Source organism: Pseudidiomarina aestuarii, assembly GCF_003987355.1.
In the GTDB taxonomy this organism is placed as follows: Bacteria; Pseudomonadota; Gammaproteobacteria; order Enterobacterales; family Alteromonadaceae; genus Pseudidiomarina; species Pseudidiomarina aestuarii.
Genome location: NZ_PIPR01000003.1, coordinates 180,042 through 198,350, shown reverse-complemented (window position 1 = coordinate 198,350; position 18,309 = coordinate 180,042). Strand labels below are relative to the sequence as shown.

The 18,309-nt window shown below is 49.4% G+C and carries 15 protein-coding genes, 1 tRNA gene and 1 pseudogene; 7 read left to right on the top strand and 10 right to left on the bottom strand.

Translation table 11 applies throughout. The features are described from left to right. Window positions 1–338: 338 nt before the first annotated feature. The 4 genes from pssA to rluD all read right to left on the bottom strand — a co-directional run bounded on the left by pssA (window position 339) and on the right by rluD (window position 5,580). Window positions 339–1,136, bottom strand: coding sequence for a CDP-diacylglycerol--serine O-phosphatidyltransferase (pssA, locus tag CWE22_RS10975; protein ID WP_169931519.1), 798 nt, complete (start codon window positions 1,134–1,136; stop codon window positions 339–341). Between the two features lie 84 nt (window positions 1,137–1,220). Next, on the bottom strand, window positions 1,221–3,794 hold the full coding sequence (clpB, locus tag CWE22_RS10970; protein WP_169931518.1) for an ATP-dependent chaperone ClpB: 2,574 nt from the start codon (window positions 3,792–3,794) through the stop codon (window positions 1,221–1,223). Between the two features lie 96 nt (window positions 3,795–3,890). Beyond that, a complete protein-coding gene (gene pgeF / locus CWE22_RS10965) occupies window positions 3,891–4,595 on the bottom strand; it encodes a peptidoglycan editing factor PgeF (RefSeq protein ID WP_169931517.1) in 705 nt (234 codons plus the stop codon). A 16-nt stretch (window positions 4,596–4,611) separates the two neighbouring features. Further along, a complete protein-coding gene (gene rluD, locus CWE22_RS10960; RefSeq protein WP_169931516.1) occupies window positions 4,612–5,580 on the bottom strand; it encodes a 23S rRNA pseudouridine(1911/1915/1917) synthase RluD in 969 nt (322 codons plus the stop codon). 98 nt (window positions 5,581–5,678) lie between these two features. Between rluD and CWE22_RS10955 the strand changes: the two genes are divergently transcribed. After that, window positions 5,679–6,431, top strand: coding sequence for an outer membrane protein assembly factor BamD (locus tag CWE22_RS10955; protein ID WP_169931515.1), 753 nt, complete (start codon window positions 5,679–5,681; stop codon window positions 6,429–6,431). A gap of 44 nt (window positions 6,432–6,475) precedes the next feature. Here CWE22_RS10955 and glnB read toward each other — a convergent pair whose 3' ends face one another. The 4 genes from glnB to CWE22_RS10935 form a co-directional block, all read right to left on the bottom strand. Beyond that, window positions 6,476–6,814: a nitrogen regulatory protein P-II gene (gene glnB / locus CWE22_RS10950; protein WP_169931514.1), complete on the bottom strand. Its 339-nt coding sequence runs from the start codon at window positions 6,812–6,814 to the stop codon at window positions 6,476–6,478. Beyond that, entirely contained in the window at window positions 6,801–8,450 is a 1,650-nt protein-coding gene (locus CWE22_RS10945; protein ID WP_169931538.1) for an NAD+ synthase, read from the bottom strand. The genes glnB and CWE22_RS10945 overlap by 14 nt, the downstream gene beginning before the upstream one ends. Window positions 8,451–8,548: 98 nt before the next feature. Further along, entirely contained in the window at window positions 8,549–9,085 is a 537-nt protein-coding gene (locus CWE22_RS10940; protein WP_169931513.1) for a DUF1285 domain-containing protein, read from the bottom strand. Between the two features lie 2 nt (window positions 9,086–9,087). Further along, window positions 9,088–9,714, bottom strand: a complete 627-nt coding sequence (locus CWE22_RS10935; RefSeq protein ID WP_169931512.1) for a LuxR C-terminal-related transcriptional regulator — start codon at window positions 9,712–9,714, stop codon at window positions 9,088–9,090. A gap of 196 nt (window positions 9,715–9,910) precedes the next feature. Between CWE22_RS10935 and CWE22_RS10930 the strand changes: the two genes are divergently transcribed. Both CWE22_RS10930 and pdxH read left to right on the top strand, forming a co-directional pair. Then, a complete protein-coding gene (locus tag CWE22_RS10930) occupies window positions 9,911–11,584 on the top strand; it encodes an amidohydrolase (RefSeq protein WP_244596061.1) in 1,674 nt (557 codons plus the stop codon). Window positions 11,585–11,613: 29 nt separating this feature from the next. After that, window positions 11,614–12,255 (top strand): pyridoxamine 5'-phosphate oxidase, encoded by a 642-nt coding sequence (gene pdxH, locus CWE22_RS10925; protein ID WP_169931511.1) that lies wholly within the window; start codon window positions 11,614–11,616, stop codon window positions 12,253–12,255. Here the strand turns inward: pdxH and CWE22_RS10920 are convergent. After that, window positions 12,252–13,325 (bottom strand): Ldh family oxidoreductase, encoded by a 1,074-nt coding sequence (locus CWE22_RS10920; protein WP_169931510.1) that lies wholly within the window; start codon window positions 13,323–13,325, stop codon window positions 12,252–12,254. The genes pdxH and CWE22_RS10920 overlap by 4 nt on opposite strands. A 74-nt stretch (window positions 13,326–13,399) precedes the next feature. On the opposite strand from CWE22_RS10920, the gene CWE22_RS10915 reads away from it, so the two are divergent. The 4 genes from CWE22_RS10915 (at window position 13,400) to CWE22_RS10900 (ending at window position 17,513) form a co-directional block, all read left to right on the top strand. Beyond that, complete coding sequence (locus CWE22_RS10915) at window positions 13,400–14,428, top strand: ATP-dependent 6-phosphofructokinase (RefSeq protein WP_169931509.1); 1,029 nt, start codon at window positions 13,400–13,402, stop codon at window positions 14,426–14,428. A gap of 72 nt (window positions 14,429–14,500) precedes the next feature. Continuing rightward, a complete protein-coding gene (gene speB, locus CWE22_RS10910) occupies window positions 14,501–15,436 on the top strand; it encodes an agmatinase (protein WP_244596060.1) in 936 nt (311 codons plus the stop codon). Continuing rightward, on the top strand, window positions 15,436–17,343 hold the full coding sequence (gene speA / locus CWE22_RS10905; protein WP_169931508.1) for a biosynthetic arginine decarboxylase: 1,908 nt from the start codon (window positions 15,436–15,438) through the stop codon (window positions 17,341–17,343). Before speB ends, speA begins: the two co-directional genes overlap by 1 nt. A gap of 94 nt (window positions 17,344–17,437) precedes the next feature. Then, window positions 17,438–17,513: transfer RNA gene (locus CWE22_RS10900), tRNA-Phe, on the top strand. A 121-nt stretch (window positions 17,514–17,634) separates the two neighbouring features. On the opposite strand, the pseudogene CWE22_RS12200 reads toward CWE22_RS10900, so the two are convergent. Further along, window positions 17,635–18,171 (bottom strand): annotated as a pseudogene (locus tag CWE22_RS12200) (site-specific integrase); the annotation flags it as partial. Window positions 18,172–18,309: the final 138 nt, after the last annotated feature.

The following is an 18,309-nucleotide window of genomic DNA, read 5'->3' as shown; positions in this document are numbered from 1 at the left end:
TGTTAAGCACTTTTCCAATCAGTCAGGTGGTTCATTTAAGAACCTTTGTTGTATCCGAAGATACGTTTCTCTGCCTGAATCCGGTAAGTGCCCACACAGTTTGCTTGGCTTGGTATATTGTTAAAGAGCGTGCTTCTTTCCGAAGCGGGATGCGTATTTTACGTCATCCCCTCACAAGGTCAAGATCCTTTCGATCTTTTTCACTAACTTTTTCTCGTCGTGAACCTTGCGACCGCTGTAGTTGAAATCAGGTCTCAACCACAACGGCCGCGAATTATAGAGCCTCTCACTTTCAGCGCAAGATCTTTTTGCGCCGAAAGCGATCGTTTGCTGCTTTTCTAGTCAGATGTTTTGGAAGTGTTCTTTTTCTGCTCAGGTTTGTTCTCTTCTGTGCATTCATCATCTCCCGCATCACCGATCACATCCTCTAACTTCAACTTTTCAGTTGAACGGAATGTCGTGATAGGTCCTGACAATGCATAGAGAAAGAAGATTGAGAACAACACTAATGAAGGCTCAGTCGCTACAATGACAAAGGCAAGCACCACAACGAGAATGAACACAAACGACACTCGGCCGCGCCAGTCCACGTCTTTGAACGAGTGATACTTGAAGTTGGAGACCATCAAGAGTCCACAGCAAATGGTGAGAATTGCCGCGAAATAGCTAATCGAACTTGGATCGATTTCGTACTTCGTACCAACCCAAACCAGTCCGCTGACGATAGCAGCGGCACTCGGAATCGCGAGTCCTTGGAAAAACCGCTTATCTGCTACAGCTAAGTTTGCATTAAAGCGAGCAAGGCGCAGCGCTCCACCAGCAACGAAGATAAACGCGGCTAACCAACCAAACTTACCCAGATCGGCTAGAGCCCAGTTGTACATCACCAACGCGGGTGCCATACCAAACGAGACGATATCAGCCATACTGTCGTATTCGGCCCCAAACTCGCTTTGGGTATTCGTCATTCGGGCGACACGACCGTCAAGACCGTCAAACACCATAGCAATATAGATAGCTACAGCCGCAGCTTCGAACTGGTTGTTCATAGACGCTACAATAGCGAAGAAACCAGAGAATAGACCTGCAGTGGTCAATAGATTCGGAAGCAGAAAGATTCCACGATTGCTCGGCATAACTCACCCTTTTTGGACCAGATAGTAGCCACACAGCATAACATGACTGTGTGGCTACCATAAATAGCTGCTGTTTAGTGTAGCTTATTGCTTGATCACCAAGTCGTGATCAACACAATCCACTTTGATCAATCGACCCGGCACCAACTCTCCTGCGAGAATGCGCTGAGCCAGCGGATTTTCCAACTCTTGTTGTATGGCTCGCTTCAGTGGGCGAGCACCAAATACTGGGTCAAATCCAGCCGCAGCTAGATGCTCCAGCGCTGCGTCGGTCAGCTCCATTTGATAGTCTTTTTCCGCCAAACGCTGATGCAAACGTTGCATCTGAATACCAGCAATATTCTTGATGTGTTCTTTCGCAAGCGGATGGAAGACCACCGTCTCATCAACTCGGTTTAAAAATTCTGGCCGGAAGTGGTGTTGTAACACATCCATGACGCTGGCCTTCATTTGTTCATACGTGTGCTCGTGCGCCTTCTCTTGAATAATATCCGAGCCCAAGTTTGAGGTCATAATGATGACCGTGTTGCGAAAGTCGACTGTGCGTCCTTGCCCATCGGTTAAGCGACCATCATCCAAGACTTGCAGCAGGATGTTAAACACATCTGGATGCGCCTTCTCTACTTCATCCAATAGGATGACCGAATATGGACGGCGGCGCACGGCTTCAGTCAGATAACCACCCTCCTCATAACCGACATATCCTGGAGGCGCACCGACGAGACGAGCAACCGAGTGCTTCTCCATAAACTCGGACATATCAATGCGAACCATGGCCTCGTCAGTATCAAAGAGAAAGTGGGCTAAGGATTTGCACAGTTCCGTTTTACCTACACCGGTCGGCCCCAAGAATAAGAAAGAACCAATCGGGCGCTGCGGATCCGATAATCCAGCACGCGAACGTCGAATCGCATTCGCTACAGAGGTGACCGCCTCGTCCTGACCAACTACCCGCTGATGTAACTGCGCTTCCATCTGCAACAATTTCTCACGCTCGCCTTCCAGCATTTTACTCACTGGAATACCTGTCCAACGTGAGAGCACTTCGGCAATCTCTTCTTCGGTGACCTTGTTCTTCAACAACGTCATGTCCTGCTCTTCGGCACTCTCAGCAGATTTCAATTGACGCTCTAATTCTGGGAGTCGTCCATACTGAAGCTCTGACATTCGATTCAAATCACCAGCACGCCGCGCAATCTCCAGATCAGTGCGCGCTTGCTCAATTTGCGCTTTGATATTCTGAGCACCCTGCACCGCAGCTTTCTCAGACGTCCAAACTTCCTCCAGCTCGGCATACTTGCGTTGCAAATCTTGCAGCTCTGCCTCTAAAGTTTCGAGTCGCTTCTTGCTCGCATCATCTTCCTCTTTGGTCAGCGCTCGTTGTTCCAACTGTAATTGAATGATGCGCCGATCTAAACGATCCAAATCTTCTGGTTTCGAATCAATTTGGATTCGAATGCTCGATGCTGCCTCGTCAATCAAATCAATCGCTTTATCTGGCAACTGCCGATCACTGATATAACGGTGCGACAATGACGCAGCCGCAACAATCGCGGGGTCGGTAATTTGTACCGAGTGGTGCACTTCGTAGCGTTCTTTTAAGCCACGCAAAATGGCAATGGTATCTTCCACTGACGGCTCATCAACCAATACTTTCTGAAAACGACGCTCCAGCGCGGCATCTTTCTCAATAAACTGTCGGTATTCGTCGAGTGTGGTCGCGCCGACGCAATGCAGTTCGCCGCGCGCTAAAGCCGGTTTCAACATATTGCCCGCATCCATTGCGCCTTCCGCTTTACCTGCTCCAACCATAGTGTGAAGCTCATCAATAAAGAGAATAATGCGGCCTTCTTCTTTACCGAGCTCATTCAGCACCGCTTTCAGACGTTCTTCAAATTCGCCGCGATATTTAGCACCGGCCAGCAATGCACCGAGATCGAGAGAAAGAACACGCTTGTGTTTAAGACCTTCAGGCACTTCACCGTTCACAATACGTTGCGCCAAGCCTTCTACGATAGCTGTTTTACCAACACCCGGCTCACCTATCAGTACAGGGTTATTCTTAGTACGACGTTGCAAAACCTGAATGGTACGACGAATTTCTTCATCACGCCCGATAACCGGATCTAATTTGCCCTGCTCCGCACGCTCTGTTAAATCAATCGTGTACTTTTCGAGAGCTTGACGTTTCTCTTCAGCATTAGCATCGTCAACTGAGGCACCATCACGAACTTTGTTGATTGCATCTTCAACTTTGGCGCGCGTGACCCCCAGCTTCTTCAGCATGTCGCCTAGCACCCCTTTGTCTTCGGTTGCAGCGAGTACAAAGAGTTCTGAAGAAATAAACTGGTCATTCCGTTTTTGCGCGTATTTGTCGCACAAGTTTAAGAGCGTGCCCGTCGCCGCCGAAACTTGTACCTCACCGCCACTCCCCTCAACTTGGGGCAGCTTGTCGAGCGCACTTGCCAATTGCGTGCGCAGAGCGTTGCTATCAATTTGGAGTAAGGTCAGTAGTGGTCGTAACGTGCCACCATCTTGATTCAGTAATGCTTGCATCACGTGCACCGGTTCAATGAACTGATGGTCACGTCCGAGTGCCAGCGACTGCGCATCGGCAATCGCTAATTGAAATTTATTGGTTAGTTTGTCGAAACGCATAAATACCTCATGTAACACTGTTAACCAGCGACTATAACCTGATAGTTAATGTGGGTATTTTAAAAACAGTTTCAAGTAGGGAAGGATAAAAATTGTTCAGGAACGCCAAATCAAACTGGCAAAACGACCGCAGGTAGAGTTGCGACGATAGGAATACCAATCTGCCTTGCTAAAAGTACACTCATTGCTTTGCACAATCGTTTGGATACCTTGCTCACGCAACGCATATTCGGCAAGTAACGGGAGGTTCGCCCACCACTTTCCTGTTATATGGGGTAGGAATGTTTCTGAATCAACCCAACCCAGCTGTTCAAATTCTCGGTAGACATCATCACCAACCTCGAATGCAGTCTGTGAGATTGCCGGACCGATATAAGCAGATAAAGTGCCACGTTGCGCTGCAAACTGAGCACACGTGCGTCCAACAATGCCTGCAGCTAGTCCACGCCAACCAGCATGAATAGCGGCAATCTCTTGGCCATCTGCACTACACATTAAAATCGGTAAACAGTCGGCAGTGAGGACGGCGCAGACGGAACTAGATTGGTTTGAATAGATGGCATCAGCCGCGGCGCCAGCGCGCACACGGCAAAAATCTACTGGAATGTTGCTATGGTATTGCGCGAGCCATTTGGGCGCGCACGGAAGTGCTAGCTGGCGGCACAGCTGACGACGATGCCGAACAACTGCCGCCGGATCGGCACCTACATGAGCTGCCAAATTTCCCGGAGACTGAACCGTGGTGATAGCGGCGCGAACGCCACTGGGCAATGTCCACTGCGGAATAAAATAGTGTGACATTGCTCGCTGCGTCCGGTTAATCGTTTAAGTGCAGACGCCGATCCACTCGCAACTGTTCCAGTAACTCCAGGAAATCAGCTGGCGTTGGCGCGTCCCAACTATGCCACTCACCGGTAATTGGATGATGCAGCGACAAACGCGCAGCATGCAAAGCTTGGCGTTTAAAGCCACGCAAACTTTCCAATAACTCAGGGGATGCTTTCGCTGGTGGACGCGGACGACCACCGTACGTTGCATCACCAACCAATGGATGACGAATATGTGCCATGTGCACGCGAATTTGGTGCGTGCGACCGGTTTCTAAACGTAACCGTAAATGGGTGTGTGCACGAAACCGTTCGACCACACGAAAATGTGTTACTGCTGGTTTGCCCATGGCTACAACGGCCATGTGCGTGCGTTTGGTTGCATGCCGGCCAATCGGTTCTTCAACAACACCGCCCGCTGTCATTGCTCCATTACAAACCGCTTCATATTCACGCGTGATTTCGCGTTCTTGCATTGCTGACACCAGATGGGTTTGTGCTGGTACCGTTTTTGCCACCACCATCAGACCCGTCGTGTCTTTATCCAGCCGATGGACAATACCGGCGCGTGGCACCTGATCAATGTCTGGAAAATGATGTAACAGTGCGTTCAACAGGGTACCGTCACTGTTACCAGCGCCTGGGTGAACCACTAACCCGGCAGGCTTGTTGATGACGAGAATGTGTTCATCTTCATAGACGATATCTAAATCAATTGGCTGCGCCTCAAAGCGCTTCTCTTCAGCAAGTTCGGTCTCGATAGACACGGTACAACCGGCGATGACTTTCTCACGTGGGCGATCGACACACTCACCATCAATTTGCACGCAACCATCTGTGATCCAAGTTTTTAACCGAGACCGAGAAAAATCTGGGAACATCTCTGCCAATGCTTGGTCCAACCGCTTGCCGTTGGCAGAAGCAGGGATTACATCGGATAACGAAATCTGTTGACTCATAAAATCTATATCGGACCTGTGAAAGCAGCCTTGGCTGCGCTAGAATGCGAAATCTTGCATAGTGTACGTTAAATCAAAAGAGATAAGAAACTGAACTTATGAAACTGCGAATTATTCTGGCTTGTATGACTGGCCTTGTATTAGGTGGATGTGCCGGTTCGCCAGACGAGGAAATTTTTGATCCACGACTGAGTGATGCTCAGCTCACTTACGAACGTGCAAAAAACAATATTGCCTCTGGTAACTACTCGACTGCGGCACAAACGTTGACAGCGCTGTCGACTCGGTACCCGTTTGGTCCTTTGTCTCACCAAATTCAAATGGATCAAATTTACGTGTACTACAAACTTGCCGATATCGATAAGGCCTTGGCTGCGATTGATCGATTCTCTCGCTTGAATCCAAACCATCCGGATATCGACTACGTGATGTACATGCGTGGGTTAGTCAATCAGCGTGCTGATTATAACGCGATTCAGGAGCTTGCCGGCGTTGATCGTTCTGATCGTGATCCAAGCAAAGCGCGCGAGGCCTTTGATGACTTCGCAGATTTAATTCGACGTTATCCAGACAGCAAATATGTGGGTGATGCTCGACAGCGCATGGTCGCTATCAAGAGTCGCTTGGCTCGGTACGAGCTAGCTGTAGCGGATTACTATGTCAAACGTGAAGCTTATCTCGCAGCCGCTAACCGTGCGCGTTACGTTTTGGAAAACTACAGCGATACGCCAGAAGCTGAGCGTGCATTAGAAGTGATGGCGGACAGCTACGGTCGATTGAATTTGAACGAGTTACGTGACGATGCCATTGCAACGTTGCGTGAGAACTTCCCCAACAACAACTCGTTTTAGAACTCTTTAGTTCGACTCTCAGAATCCAACAAAGACGCGGTCACTTAGACCGCGTCTTCGTTTTCCTCGCCGGTACGGATCCGAATCACTCGCTCCACGTTGGTGACAAATATCTTGCCGTCACCGATTTTGCCCGTTTGCGCTGTATCCATAATGGCATCGATGCAACGGTCCACTTGATCATCCGGCACCACAATTTCAAGTTTTACCTTGGGCAGAAAGTCGACCATATATTCCGCACCACGATACAATTCGGTATGTCCCTTCTGGCGCCCGAAGCCTTTCACTTCAGAGACAGTCATTCCCGCAATGCCAACCTCTGACAGTGCTTCACGCACATCGTCGAGTTTAAATGGCTTAATAATAGCTTCAATTTTTTTCATGATTGCCCTCTGTCGTCTGGCGTTCAAGTTCGTAGCGGTAGTGACTAGTAATCGGATACCGGCGATCACGACCAAAATTACGCGATGTCATTTTCGGCCCCACCGCTGCTTGGCGACGCTTATATTCATTGATATCAATCAACCGCACAACACGCAAGACATCGTCACGCTCAAAGCCGGCATCGATAATGGCAGACGGCGCCCAATCTTGCTCAACATAGAGCGAAATTATACGGTCAAGTATTTCATAGGGTGGCAACGAATCTTCGTCTTTTTGGTCAGGCGCCAATTCAGCCGATGGCGGTCGATCAATGACGCGTTGTGGGATGATTTCTCGGTGCCGATTTACATATCGCGACAACTCAAAAACCAGCATCTTTGGCACATCCTTCAATGGTGAGAAACCGCCGCACATATCACCGTACAACGTACAATAACCTACTGCCAATTCACTTTTGTTACCCGTACTTAGCACTAATGATCCGGACTTATTCGACAGTGCCATCAGCAGCACACCACGTGAGCGCGCCTGTAGATTCTCCTCGGTAATGTCTGGCGTGGTTCCAGCCAGGAGCGGTGCGAGCTGCTCCATCAAACTGTTGTACACAGGTTCAATGGATATCACATCGTACTTGACCCCAAGTGTACGGGCCTGCTGGGCGGCATCATCGACACTCATTTGCGAAGTGTAACGAAATGGCATCATCACCGTGTGCACTTTATCGGCTCCCAATGCATCGGTGGCAATGGCTAAAGTCAGTGCAGAGTCGATACCGCCGGACAGGCCTAGTAGCACACTTTGAAAGCCGTTTTTACGAACATAGTCACGTACCGCCAATACCAGCGCACTGTACACTTCACCAACGCGATCAAGTTCTGGTTGTTCACAGGAACTCGGTAAAGCCTTCCAACCACTAGCCTCAACTCGCACTGATTGGCAACAGGGCAAACAGTGCGGCAACTCAGCGACTAGGGTTCCGTCAGCCGCCATCACTATGGAGTGACCATCAAATACGAGTTCATCCTGTCCGCCGCAATTATTCACGTAGACAATAGGGAGATTCACTTCAGAAACACGTTGCTGGAGTACATGCAGACGTTGCGAATGCTTATCCACTTCAAAAGGTGACGCATTTATGGCAACGACCCAATCGGCTTGGTCCCGTAATTGAGCAATCGGCTCTGGATGCCAAATATCTTCACAGATAAGTAGGCCAATGCAGTGGCCTTGCCACTCAAAAACACAAGGTTTGTGATCGGGAATAAAGTAGCGTTGCTCATCGAAGACACCGTATTGCGGTAAACGCTGCTTATGGTAACGCGCTAATACTTTGCCGCGGTGCACAACAGAAACACTATTGAAAAGCTCACTGCCTACTCGCTGCGGGTGCCCAACCACAGCAAGGTTATCTACTGCTGCGTCCGCAATACGTTGCAGCTCAGGTTGCATCCGCTGTGCGAGATCATCGCGAAAGAGCAGGTCTTCTGGACAGTAACCCGTGAGTGCTAATTCTGGAAAAATAACGATGTCACTCGCTGAGTGTTCTTGCAGCGTCGAAATGATGGTATCGGCATTGCGTCGAATAGCGCCGACGGTAAAGTCTAATTGGGCAAGGGTTACCGTAATCGGCTTCATCACAACAGTCTCAAGCTCCACATCAAGTTAGGCTGCGCATCATAGTACGATGCTGTAATTCTAGCAAATTCAGTACGTTTTAGATGCACCGATTAGACCTATTTTTCGGCTTTCACTTGACCAATGACAAAGGCTTTTCCGGCACTGTGGAGGATCATCTCGGTCACACTACCCGTGACGCTTTGCTCAGCAACCTCAAGCCATTGATAGAAGACATTTCGATGCACTTTCGCGAGCAATTGTTGACCGAGATCAATGTAGGGAATGTCATCTTTGAGGATAATCTGACTGGGGTCTTTCAGAACGACTGTCTCTTCGGTATTTAGAGTAAGTTGTATAACCTTTTGATGGTCACTTTCAATAGTTTTCCAGGCCGTCACCATAAAGGGTGCGTCGGCCACTTGAATCTTGACCTTTTCGACTGGTGTTACAAGGAAATAGTCGTCGCCTTCACGGACGAGGACCGATGCAAACAGTTGTACCAACCGCTTCCGTTGAATCACCGAACCGGCATACCACCAGTCACCATTTTGGTCGATCTGTATAGGGATTTCACCGCAATACGGTGGATTCCATTGTTCAGTCGGGGCATGCTTGCGCTGCTCGAGCGATTGAACCAGATCAGAAAGCTGCATGATTAACTAACGAGGCGTTTCTGGCGCAATAGATACCATAAAGTTGCCTCAGTTCGATTTGAAACTTTGATTGCTTTGAAAATCGAGCTCAAGTGCACACGAATAGTGCCTTCGGTAATGCCCAGAATGGTCGCGATTTCTTTGTTTGAGAGACCTTGCGCCAAGAGTTGCATGATTTCGAGTTGGCGCGGTGACAAAAAGTTCTCTGCACTGCCTTGCGCCATGGTTGGATCGCCAAGTCGCGATTCTTCGGGCAAGTAGCGGTCATTTTGCAGTAGCGTACGAATGGCGATTTTGGCCTCTTCAGCGCTCGCATCTTTTGGCAGATAACTGCGCACACCGGCGCCGAGGGCTTGGCGGATATCGCTCAATGGGCGTGGCCACGTGAACAGCACGACATGGGCACCCGGGGAAACTTTTTTCAACGTGGACATCACTGGGCGAATTTCTGCGTCAGGGAGTTCCATATCAAGGAAAATGAGATTGTAGTCGTTTTGGTGCCGTAAATATTCGCTGGCAATTTCAAACGTTGGCGCTTCGTAGATAGCTACATCGGCCGAATAACTGGTGATAAGCTGAATGAGACCAGCTCGCACAAAAAACTGTGGATCGATGATTAATATTTTCATTGGGCACCTTGTACGAGAATCATTCCCTGAAACGACGTCATTATTGTACACTGATTATCGAGAAATAACATAGTGCGTGTTGTGTATTTGTAAATATGTACGTTTTTACCAAGACGTTTAATATAGTCAACTATTATATGCACCGCTGCGTTACAACGATCATTTTTCAAGTTAAACAGACAACACAGGTCATCCAATGAAAATTTTTGTTCCGATTATGTTTGTTGTGAATTTGTTTTGTGCGACGACGGTTTTCGCACAAACTGTACTTTTTCATAACGTCAATGGGTACACCCTGACCGGGCAACCTGGCAATGAAGCACAGCTGCAGCAGTTTTCTGCGATGCTGGTTCGTGATGGCCGTATCGCTGCTATTGGCTCCGTCAGCTCGATTCGCGGCTCTTTTGACTTCGAAATAGATGAGGAAGTCAGTCTCAACAACAAAACGGTACTGCCGGGTATTATCGATGCGCATGGTCATGTGCTGGGACTTGGTCTCAATCTGATGGAAGTGGATTTACGCACGGCGACCAGCGAAGCCGATGCAGTTGCCCGTGTCCGCGAATTTGCAGAGCAAAATCCGAATGCTGACTGGATTGTCGGACGCGGTTGGAACCAGGAAAATTGGGAGTCACGTAGCTTTCCTACCGCCAACAGCTTAGATGAAGCCATTCCCGATCGTCCGGTATACCTGACTCGGGTGGATGGCCACGCGGCCTGGGTGAATTCCATCGCACTGAGCCGTGCGACTATTAGCGGTGCAACCGTGAGTCCCGATGGCGGTGATATTCTGCGTGATGAGCGCGGTAATCCGAGCGGTGTATTGGTCGACAATGCGATGTATTTAGTCGAACAAGTGATGCCCAAGGCGAGCCGTGAATTGCAAACGCAAGCTATTGAGCTAGCGTTTCAACATTTGCTGGAGCGCGGTATTACGGGCGTTCACGATGCGGGTATCGATGCTCTGAATCTAGATATCTACAAATCATTGGCTGATAACAACAAAATGCCTGTGCGTGTCTACGCCATGCTCGGCGCCAACGAACCAACGTTACCGCAGTTGTTAGCACAGGGCCCATATACGCGCAGTGATGAGCGTCTGACCGTGCGCAGTGTCAAAATTTATGCGGATGGGGCACTTGGCAGTCGCGGTGCGGCGTTGCTCGAACCCTATCATGATGCGCCAGACCAACGTGGCCTCTTGGTAACTTCACCCGACCAATTGCATGATCTGTATCAGTTAGTGATCCCGCATGGTTTTCAGGTAAATACTCACGCCATTGGCGACCGCGCCAATCGCCTCGCATTGGATGAGTTTGCCCGTGCTTATGCCACTGTTGGTGGACGTAATCTGCGCCATCGGATTGAACATGCGCAAGTAGTTCACCCTGATGACCTCGCTCGGTTTAAAGAACTGAACATCATTGCATCGATGCAGCCAACCCACGCAACCAGTGATAAAAACATGGCTGAAGACCGCCTCGGTAAGGAACGTATGCAAGGTGCGTACGCTTGGAACACCTTGCTCGAGCAAGGTACCATCATTGCTGCTGGTTCTGACTTCCCTGTTGAGCTCGCTGACCCATTCTTTGGATTGCATGCAGCGGTTACGCGCCAAGATCGTGACAACCAACCAGAAGGTGGTTGGTACGTACATGAGTCCATGACCATTGTTGAAGCGCTGCGCTCGTTCACCTTAGATGCCGCCTATGCGTCTGGACAAGAGCAGACTTTAGGTTCGTTAGAGCCGGGCAAATGGGCCGACTTTATTGTACTGGATGCCGATCCATTCGTAGGTGATAGCACTACTTTATGGGACCAGAAAGTATTGGCAACTTATGTTGCTGGTGAAACTGTTTTCCAACGATAACTGACAGCGTTCATTGAAAGAGGTACGCCATGGATTTGCGTGATAATCGTCGTGACTATGTTCAAGCTCGATTAACCCGAGACTCACTGCTTGCAGATCCTATGGCGCAGTTTAAAGACTGGTTCGCCGCTGTGCTTGAGCACGGCGGTCTGCCAGACCCAACGGCGTTCACACTGGCTACGGTTGACCAGCACCATCGTCCGCATCAACGCATTGTGTTGTTAAAAGAGATGACCGATAGCGGGTTTATTTTTTATACCAACCACGCCAGCGCCAAAGGGCAGGATATTGCTGCTAACCCGCATGTTGCGATGAATTTTGCTTGGCTGGAAATGGAGCGACAAGTCCGCATTGAGGGCACTGCCACCAAACTAAACGCTGAGCAGGCTGAATCGTATTTCCGTTCTCGTCCTATTGGTAGCCAATTGGGGGCACTCGCGTCGGCACAAAGCCAACCGATTGCATCGAGAACTGAATTAGAAGCCAAGTATCTCGAGTTAGAGCAGAAATACCAAACCGAGCCAGTGCCGAAGCCTGAACATTGGGGCGGATACCTCATTACACCGAGTCGGTTTGAATTTTGGCAAGGTGGGCGGTATCGACTGCATGACCGCTTCGAGTTCAAACAGGACGCCAATAACGAGTGGCAAATTACGCGGCTGCAACCCTAACCGAGCGGCACGTTATAGTGCTCTGCGCACCACTGCAGTTGTTTCCAAACCGCATTTGAATAGTCAATGCCGGCAATCCGTTGCTGCTCTCGGATAGCCATCGCGCCAGAGCCTGGCACGCGCACCGGCTGTCTGGGATCGATAGGCGTTGTTGCCAAGATACCATCGACTTGTGCTTGAACCTGCTGCTTGAACGCATCGAGATCCGTAAATGCACTCGGATCAATCACCTGAATCCAACTGGTATTGGCATCACCCTCGTTGGCATCTGCATCGGCACGACCATAGTCACTCAGAGCGAGTGTCCAAATTTCACTGAATAGATTTAAACCGGTACCTTTGTAACCCAGAGCTTCACCGCCCAGTGAAGCGATTACACTGGGTGGTGTCGCAGTAAATGTCCGAGCATCAACCGAATAATCGCCGTTGGGCGTGATCAAAGCGGCATAAGGTAAGTCACGTTCCTCAGCTATTGCAGTACGGATTTTACCCGCAGCGGTCATCGACAAACTGACATCAAATAGAACGGGATGATTCAGCGCCGGCGCGCCAATAGCGAAGGGATTCGGTGAGAACCATGCACTTTTTGCGCCGAAAGGTGCCACTACACTTTGTGCTGGCGTCGCTGCCATAAGCTGCACCAAAAAACCTCGTTCGACCGCTTGCTCCAAATAAACTGCTAGTGCCGCGACATGCTGTGAACGTCTGACCACAACCGTACCCGTGCCACATTGCTCAGCCATTTCGCATGCTGCATCGATAGCTAGCGGCATCACATAAGGACCAGGTAACATATCCGCATCCCAGAGCTGGGTCGCGCGACGTTGACTCAGAACACGCGGCTGGCCCGCTGTGCGCGAGCGGCCGTCCTCAAGACATTGCACGTTATAGCGCAATCGCAACAAACCATGGGTGCGAAATCCCATCAAATCACCAGCTACCAGATAGGTTGCGAGAGACTGTGCTACCGCTTGACTGGCGCCAGCGGCTTGAGCAACCCGAGTCGCCCAATCGGTGATGAAGTTTTCATCTACCCGATACCCTGATTCTGTTTGCTTGATGGTGGTCATATGTGGACGTCTACTTGTTATTGTTACGAACTTCGATAAGCTTATCAGACAAGTGACTAGAGGAGTAAGAGCGGGTGTCGGAATCCAAACAAGTACAACGGATTGGCGTGCTCACCAGCGGTGGTGATGCACCAGGAATGAATGCAGCGTTGCGCGCAGTGGTATTGGCTGCTGATCACTATGGCATGGAAGTCATTGCATTTCGGCATGGTTATCAAGGTTTACTGGATAATGATCATGCACCGATGAGGCCAGCCGATGTCATGCATATTCTGCAGTATTCGGGAACCGTGATTAAAAGTGCTCGGTGTCAACGATTTAAGGAAGTTGAAGCTGCCCAAGAGGCTGCCGCCAATTTAGACGCATTGAGCATTGATGCTTTAGTTGTGATTGGTGGTGACGGCTCATTTCGTGGAGCCGAGCATCTCTCTGCGCATTGGGACGGGCAAATTATTGGTGTACCAGGCACTATCGACAATGACTTATTTGGTACCGATGCGACTATTGGTTATGCCACCGCAGTGCACATTGCGATGGATGCACTCGATAAGATTCGCGATACGGCCGATGCGATGGATCGGGTATTTATTGTTGAAGTGATGGGTCGTTACGCTGGTTTCATTGGTCTGAGCAGTGCCATGGCTGCCGGTGCCGAGCGAATGATTTTACCGGAACTACAAAAAGAAAAGCCGCTTACTATTAGCACCATTGTGAAACATATTGAACGCACCAATGCGATTCGCGGCGAAGGCAGTTACGTGATGGTACTGAGTGAACATCAATGGCCCGGTGGTGCAGTCGCGTTGGCCGAACAACTCGAAGCCGAGTATCACCTGCCCTGTCGCCCCTGTTTATTGGGGCATATTCAACGTGGTGGGCCACCCTCGCCTGCCGATCGCATCTTAGCTTCAGAGCTGGGCGTGCATGCCATTGAGCTCATACGTGACGGCGTCACGAAAGTGATGGCAGGTATGCAAGCGGGCACTCCGATCGCGGTTCCACTGCGCGATACGTGGGAGAAAAAGAATCCATTGGATAGCAATTTGCTGCGGATTCAACACGAGATCTTTAATCCAGTCAAAAAAACACCACGTACCCATTGAAACGGTAGCAATTGGGGGCAATTCAACCGATAATATGCCCCCTTTACTTATTGGTTGTCGGAGGTGAGTCCATTGAGCCAGCATCAACCCACACAATTAGCCACTATTCAGAGCGAACTTGAAACCCCAGTCCGAGAATTTTTCGGGGCGACAACAGCAACGGCGGTATACGCTGGGCTGACGCATATGATTGGTTTTGGCTTTGACGGCACGGCTTGTTTCCGTAAGGGAACGCGAAACGGTCCTGACGGACTGCGCTCGGTATCTGAGGATATTGAATCGTATTCGCCGTATTTAGATGCTGATCTTCATGACCACAACTTCATTGACTTAGGTAACCTATCACTTGGCACCAGCGATGACATTGAAAGCCAATGGCAACATGCAACCGACCAGTTTGCTGAAATTTTTGAGCCGCTAAACCTGAAAGAGCAGAACGTCCGCGTTCTCACATTAGGTGGTGAGCACTCTATCTCATACGGCCCTATTCGTACCTACTTGCAACAATTCCCTGATCTGGTGATTTTGCACTTGGATGCGCATGCCGATTTACGTGATGGCTTTCTGGGTTACCACTACTCACACGCGTCTATTATTCGTCGCGCGCTGGATCATTTCGGTCCAGACCATCAGCTCATCCAATATGGGATCCGCTCTGGCACGCGTGATGAGTACAAATTTATGCGCGAGCACGGCACGGTGCGGACATCACGCAAGGACTTCTTGGATAGCGTTGCCGCGATTCCGGCAGACCGTCCGATCTATCTCACGCTCGATCTGGATTATTTTGATCCAGCCTTTTTACCAGGCACAGGCACGCCAGAGCCAGGTGGTGAAGACTTTCATTCCTATGTAAGCCTGATGAAATTGCTGCGTGGTAAGAATTTAGTTGGAGCTGATGTGGTTGAGCTATCTCCCGACATCGACCCGACTGGAAACTCAGACGTGTTTGCTGCGAAAATTGTACGCGAACTACTCATCATTCTTAACGAAAAAGGAGCACGCTAATGGCCGATAACTGGACCATTGACGATGCTGAAGAGCTTTATGGTGTCCGCCGTTGGGGCGCAGGCTACTTCTCAATTGGCGATAACGGCAATATTCAAATCGCTCCCAATCACCGACTGCCTGAAGTCACTATCGACATGCAAGAAGTGGTTGATGAAATTATTGCCGAAGGTATTCAGTTACCGGCGGTTATTCGTTTTCACGATATCTTGCGGTCGCAAGTTGAAATCTTAAACGAGACCTTTGCCAATACCATCGAAGATGCATCATACGGCGGCAAATACGTCGGTGTGTTCCCGATTAAAGTGAACCAAATGCGTGAAGTGGTTGAGGAAATCATCGATGCAGGCGAACCTTATAACTATGGTCTGGAAGCAGGCTCCAAGCCAGAATTGATGGCTGTGCTCGCCTACAATGAAAACCCGAACGCCCTTACTATTCTCAACGGTTACAAGGACGAGGATTATTTGACGCTGGCATTATTAGGTCGCCAACTGCGTCGCAAAATGATCATCGTTATTGAGAAATACAGTGAGCTGGAAATGCTCATCCCATTAGCACGCAAACTCGGCGTCGAGCCGATGATCGGTCTGCGTAGCAAAATGATGGTGCGTAGCTCAGGCAAATGGGCAGGTTCGAGCGGTGACCGCGCGAAGTTCGGTTTAAGCATCACTGAAATTCTTAACATTATTGAGCTACTGAAAAAAGAAGACATGCTGCACTGTGCGAAGCTCTTGCACTTCCACATCGGTAGTCAGCTATCAGACATCCGTAAAGTGAAGGAAGCCGTTTCAGAAGCTGCACGACTTTATGCCAAGCTAGTACAACTCGACGTTCCGCTCGAATACTTAGATATCGGTGGCGGCTTGGGTATCGATTACGATGGGACGAGCTCAACCACAGATTCATCGCGCAATTACTCAACGGACGAATACGTTGCAGACGTGGTCTATGGCGTCAAACAAATCTGTGATTTGGAAAAAGTACCGCATCCGAACCTGGTCAGCGAATCGGGTCGTGCCATTACCGCGCACCATTCGTGCGTCGTGACCAACATCGTCGGCGAAATCAAGAATACCGGTGCTAAGTACGATACGAGTGCCACCAATGGTGAACATATTCTCGTCAGCAACATGCGCGAACTCACAACCGCCGAAGAATTGCACCCGCAAGAGAAATACAACGATGCGGCGTCCTTCAAGCAGAGCGCTTATGAAGCGTTTAAGCTTGGTATCTTATCGTTAGATGAGATGGCGAAGTTAGACACGATGTACTGGCAAATTTTAGCCGAGATTCACTCGTCCATTGACCGTGACAGCTTCGTATTCCAAGAATTGGAAGAACTCGAAGATATGTTAGCAAGCCAATACTTGTGTAACTTCTCGATCTTCCAATCAGCTGCCGATACCTGGGCCATTGGTCAAGTATTGCCAATCGTGCCGATTTCGCGCCTCAACGAGCAACCGGAAGTTCGCTGCTCCATTGTCGATATAACCTGCGATAGTGACGGTAAGCTGAGCAAATACATCGAAGGCACCGAAATCAGCGATAACATTCCTATGCATACTTTACGCAAAGGTGAGCATTACCATGTTGGAATGTTCCTGACTGGCGCGTATCAAGACGTTATGGGCGATATGCACAACCTGTTTGGTCGACTCACAGAAGTTCATATTTACTGTCATGACGACGAACCAGGCGATTTTTATATTGAAGAAGTGGTTCCGGGCACTGCAGCTGAAAAAGTGCTAGAAACCATGCAATATAATACCGATTACATGGCGAAAACCGTGAAGAAGTCTATCGATCGTGAAGTTCGCAAGGGTCATATCGCACCTCGCGAGGGCGTACGTTGGACAGACTACTACGAGAAATGTTTAGCCGGAAGCACCTACTTAAAGGTGTAAAACTGGCCAAACTGCGTATTTCGTGAGCAAACGGTCAAAACCAACGAAAAAGCGGTTGACTCTGACTCTAAAAACTCGTTTAATACGCCCCGACGCCCAGATAGCTCAGTCGGTAGAGCAGGGGATTGAAAATCCCCGTGTCGGTGGTTCGATTCCGCCTCTGGGCACCATTATTCTAAAGGCCTCGCTAGCAATAGCGGGGCTTTTTAGTTTCTGGCTTTGTACCAGATTTGTACCAGTTGTACCATCCACATTGCTCGCCACTCGTTTCAGATGGTGACTAGCAAGATGAGCGTACCTCAGTACCATCTCATACGACGACCAACCGCCAAGCTCCTGCAACTCTTGTAAGCTTGTGCCGCGCTGGACATGCCAACTTGCCCATGTATGGCGTAAATCATGCCAACGAAAATCTTCAATCCCCGCTCGTTTTAATGCTGCGTGCCATGCTTTGGTTGATGTTCGCTCAACGGGTTTGCCTTGATAGACAAAACAATAATGAGCATCATCACCCTGCACGGCTCGCAATACCGATAAAGCATCTTTATTGAGTGGAACATTGATGGCCTTACCTGATTTCGATTGATCAGGATGGATCCATGCAAAACCCCGATCCAAGTCCACTTGCTCCCAACGGAGAAAGCTCACATTCGACTGACGCAAACCTGTTGCCAGTGAAAATTGAGCCATCAATTGCAAATGTCTCGGTAACTCTTTCAATAATCGTTGTGCTTCATCGGGCTTCAACCAGCGGATACGTTTTCTCGGCTCTTTGTAAAGCTTTACCGCAGGAATATGACTCACCCACTCCCATTCATCCCTTGCCATGCGCAAAACTGCTCTAATCAACGCAAGATAGCGATTTGCGGTAGTGGTTGAGCTTTCCTTCGCTTTTGCAGCCTTGATGCCATCAACAACATCTCTGTTGATTTCATCGAGGTACAATTTGCCGAGATACAGATCAAG

Bases quoted from the DNA above. Each gene is read 5' to 3' on its own strand.
- pssA (WP_169931519.1), bottom strand. From the start codon at position 1,136: ATGCCGAGCAATCGTGGAATCTTTCTGCTTCCGAATCTATTGACCACT.
- clpB (WP_169931518.1), bottom strand. From the start codon at position 3,794: ATGCGTTTCGACAAACTAACCAATAAATTTCAATTAGCGATTGCCGAT.
- pgeF (WP_169931517.1), bottom strand. From the start codon at position 4,595: ATGTCACACTATTTTATTCCGCAGTGGACATTGCCCAGTGGCGTTCGC.
- rluD (WP_169931516.1), bottom strand. From the start codon at position 5,580: ATGAGTCAACAGATTTCGTTATCCGATGTAATCCCTGCTTCTGCCAAC.
- CWE22_RS10955 (WP_169931515.1), top strand. From the start codon at position 5,679: ATGAAACTGCGAATTATTCTGGCTTGTATGACTGGCCTTGTATTAGGT.
- glnB (WP_169931514.1), bottom strand. From the start codon at position 6,814: ATGAAAAAAATTGAAGCTATTATTAAGCCATTTAAACTCGACGATGTG.
- CWE22_RS10945 (WP_169931538.1), bottom strand. From the start codon at position 8,450: ATGAAGCCGATTACGGTAACCCTTGCCCAATTAGACTTTACCGTCGGC.
- CWE22_RS10940 (WP_169931513.1), bottom strand. From the start codon at position 9,085: ATGCAGCTTTCTGATCTGGTTCAATCGCTCGAGCAGCGCAAGCATGCC.
- CWE22_RS10935 (WP_169931512.1), bottom strand. From the start codon at position 9,714: ATGAAAATATTAATCATCGATCCACAGTTTTTTGTGCGAGCTGGTCTC.
- CWE22_RS10930 (WP_244596061.1), top strand. From the start codon at position 9,911: ATGAAAATTTTTGTTCCGATTATGTTTGTTGTGAATTTGTTTTGTGCG.
- pdxH (WP_169931511.1), top strand. From the start codon at position 11,614: ATGGATTTGCGTGATAATCGTCGTGACTATGTTCAAGCTCGATTAACC.
- CWE22_RS10920 (WP_169931510.1), bottom strand. From the start codon at position 13,325: ATGACCACCATCAAGCAAACAGAATCAGGGTATCGGGTAGATGAAAAC.
- speA (WP_169931508.1), top strand. From the start codon at position 15,436: ATGGCCGATAACTGGACCATTGACGATGCTGAAGAGCTTTATGGTGTC.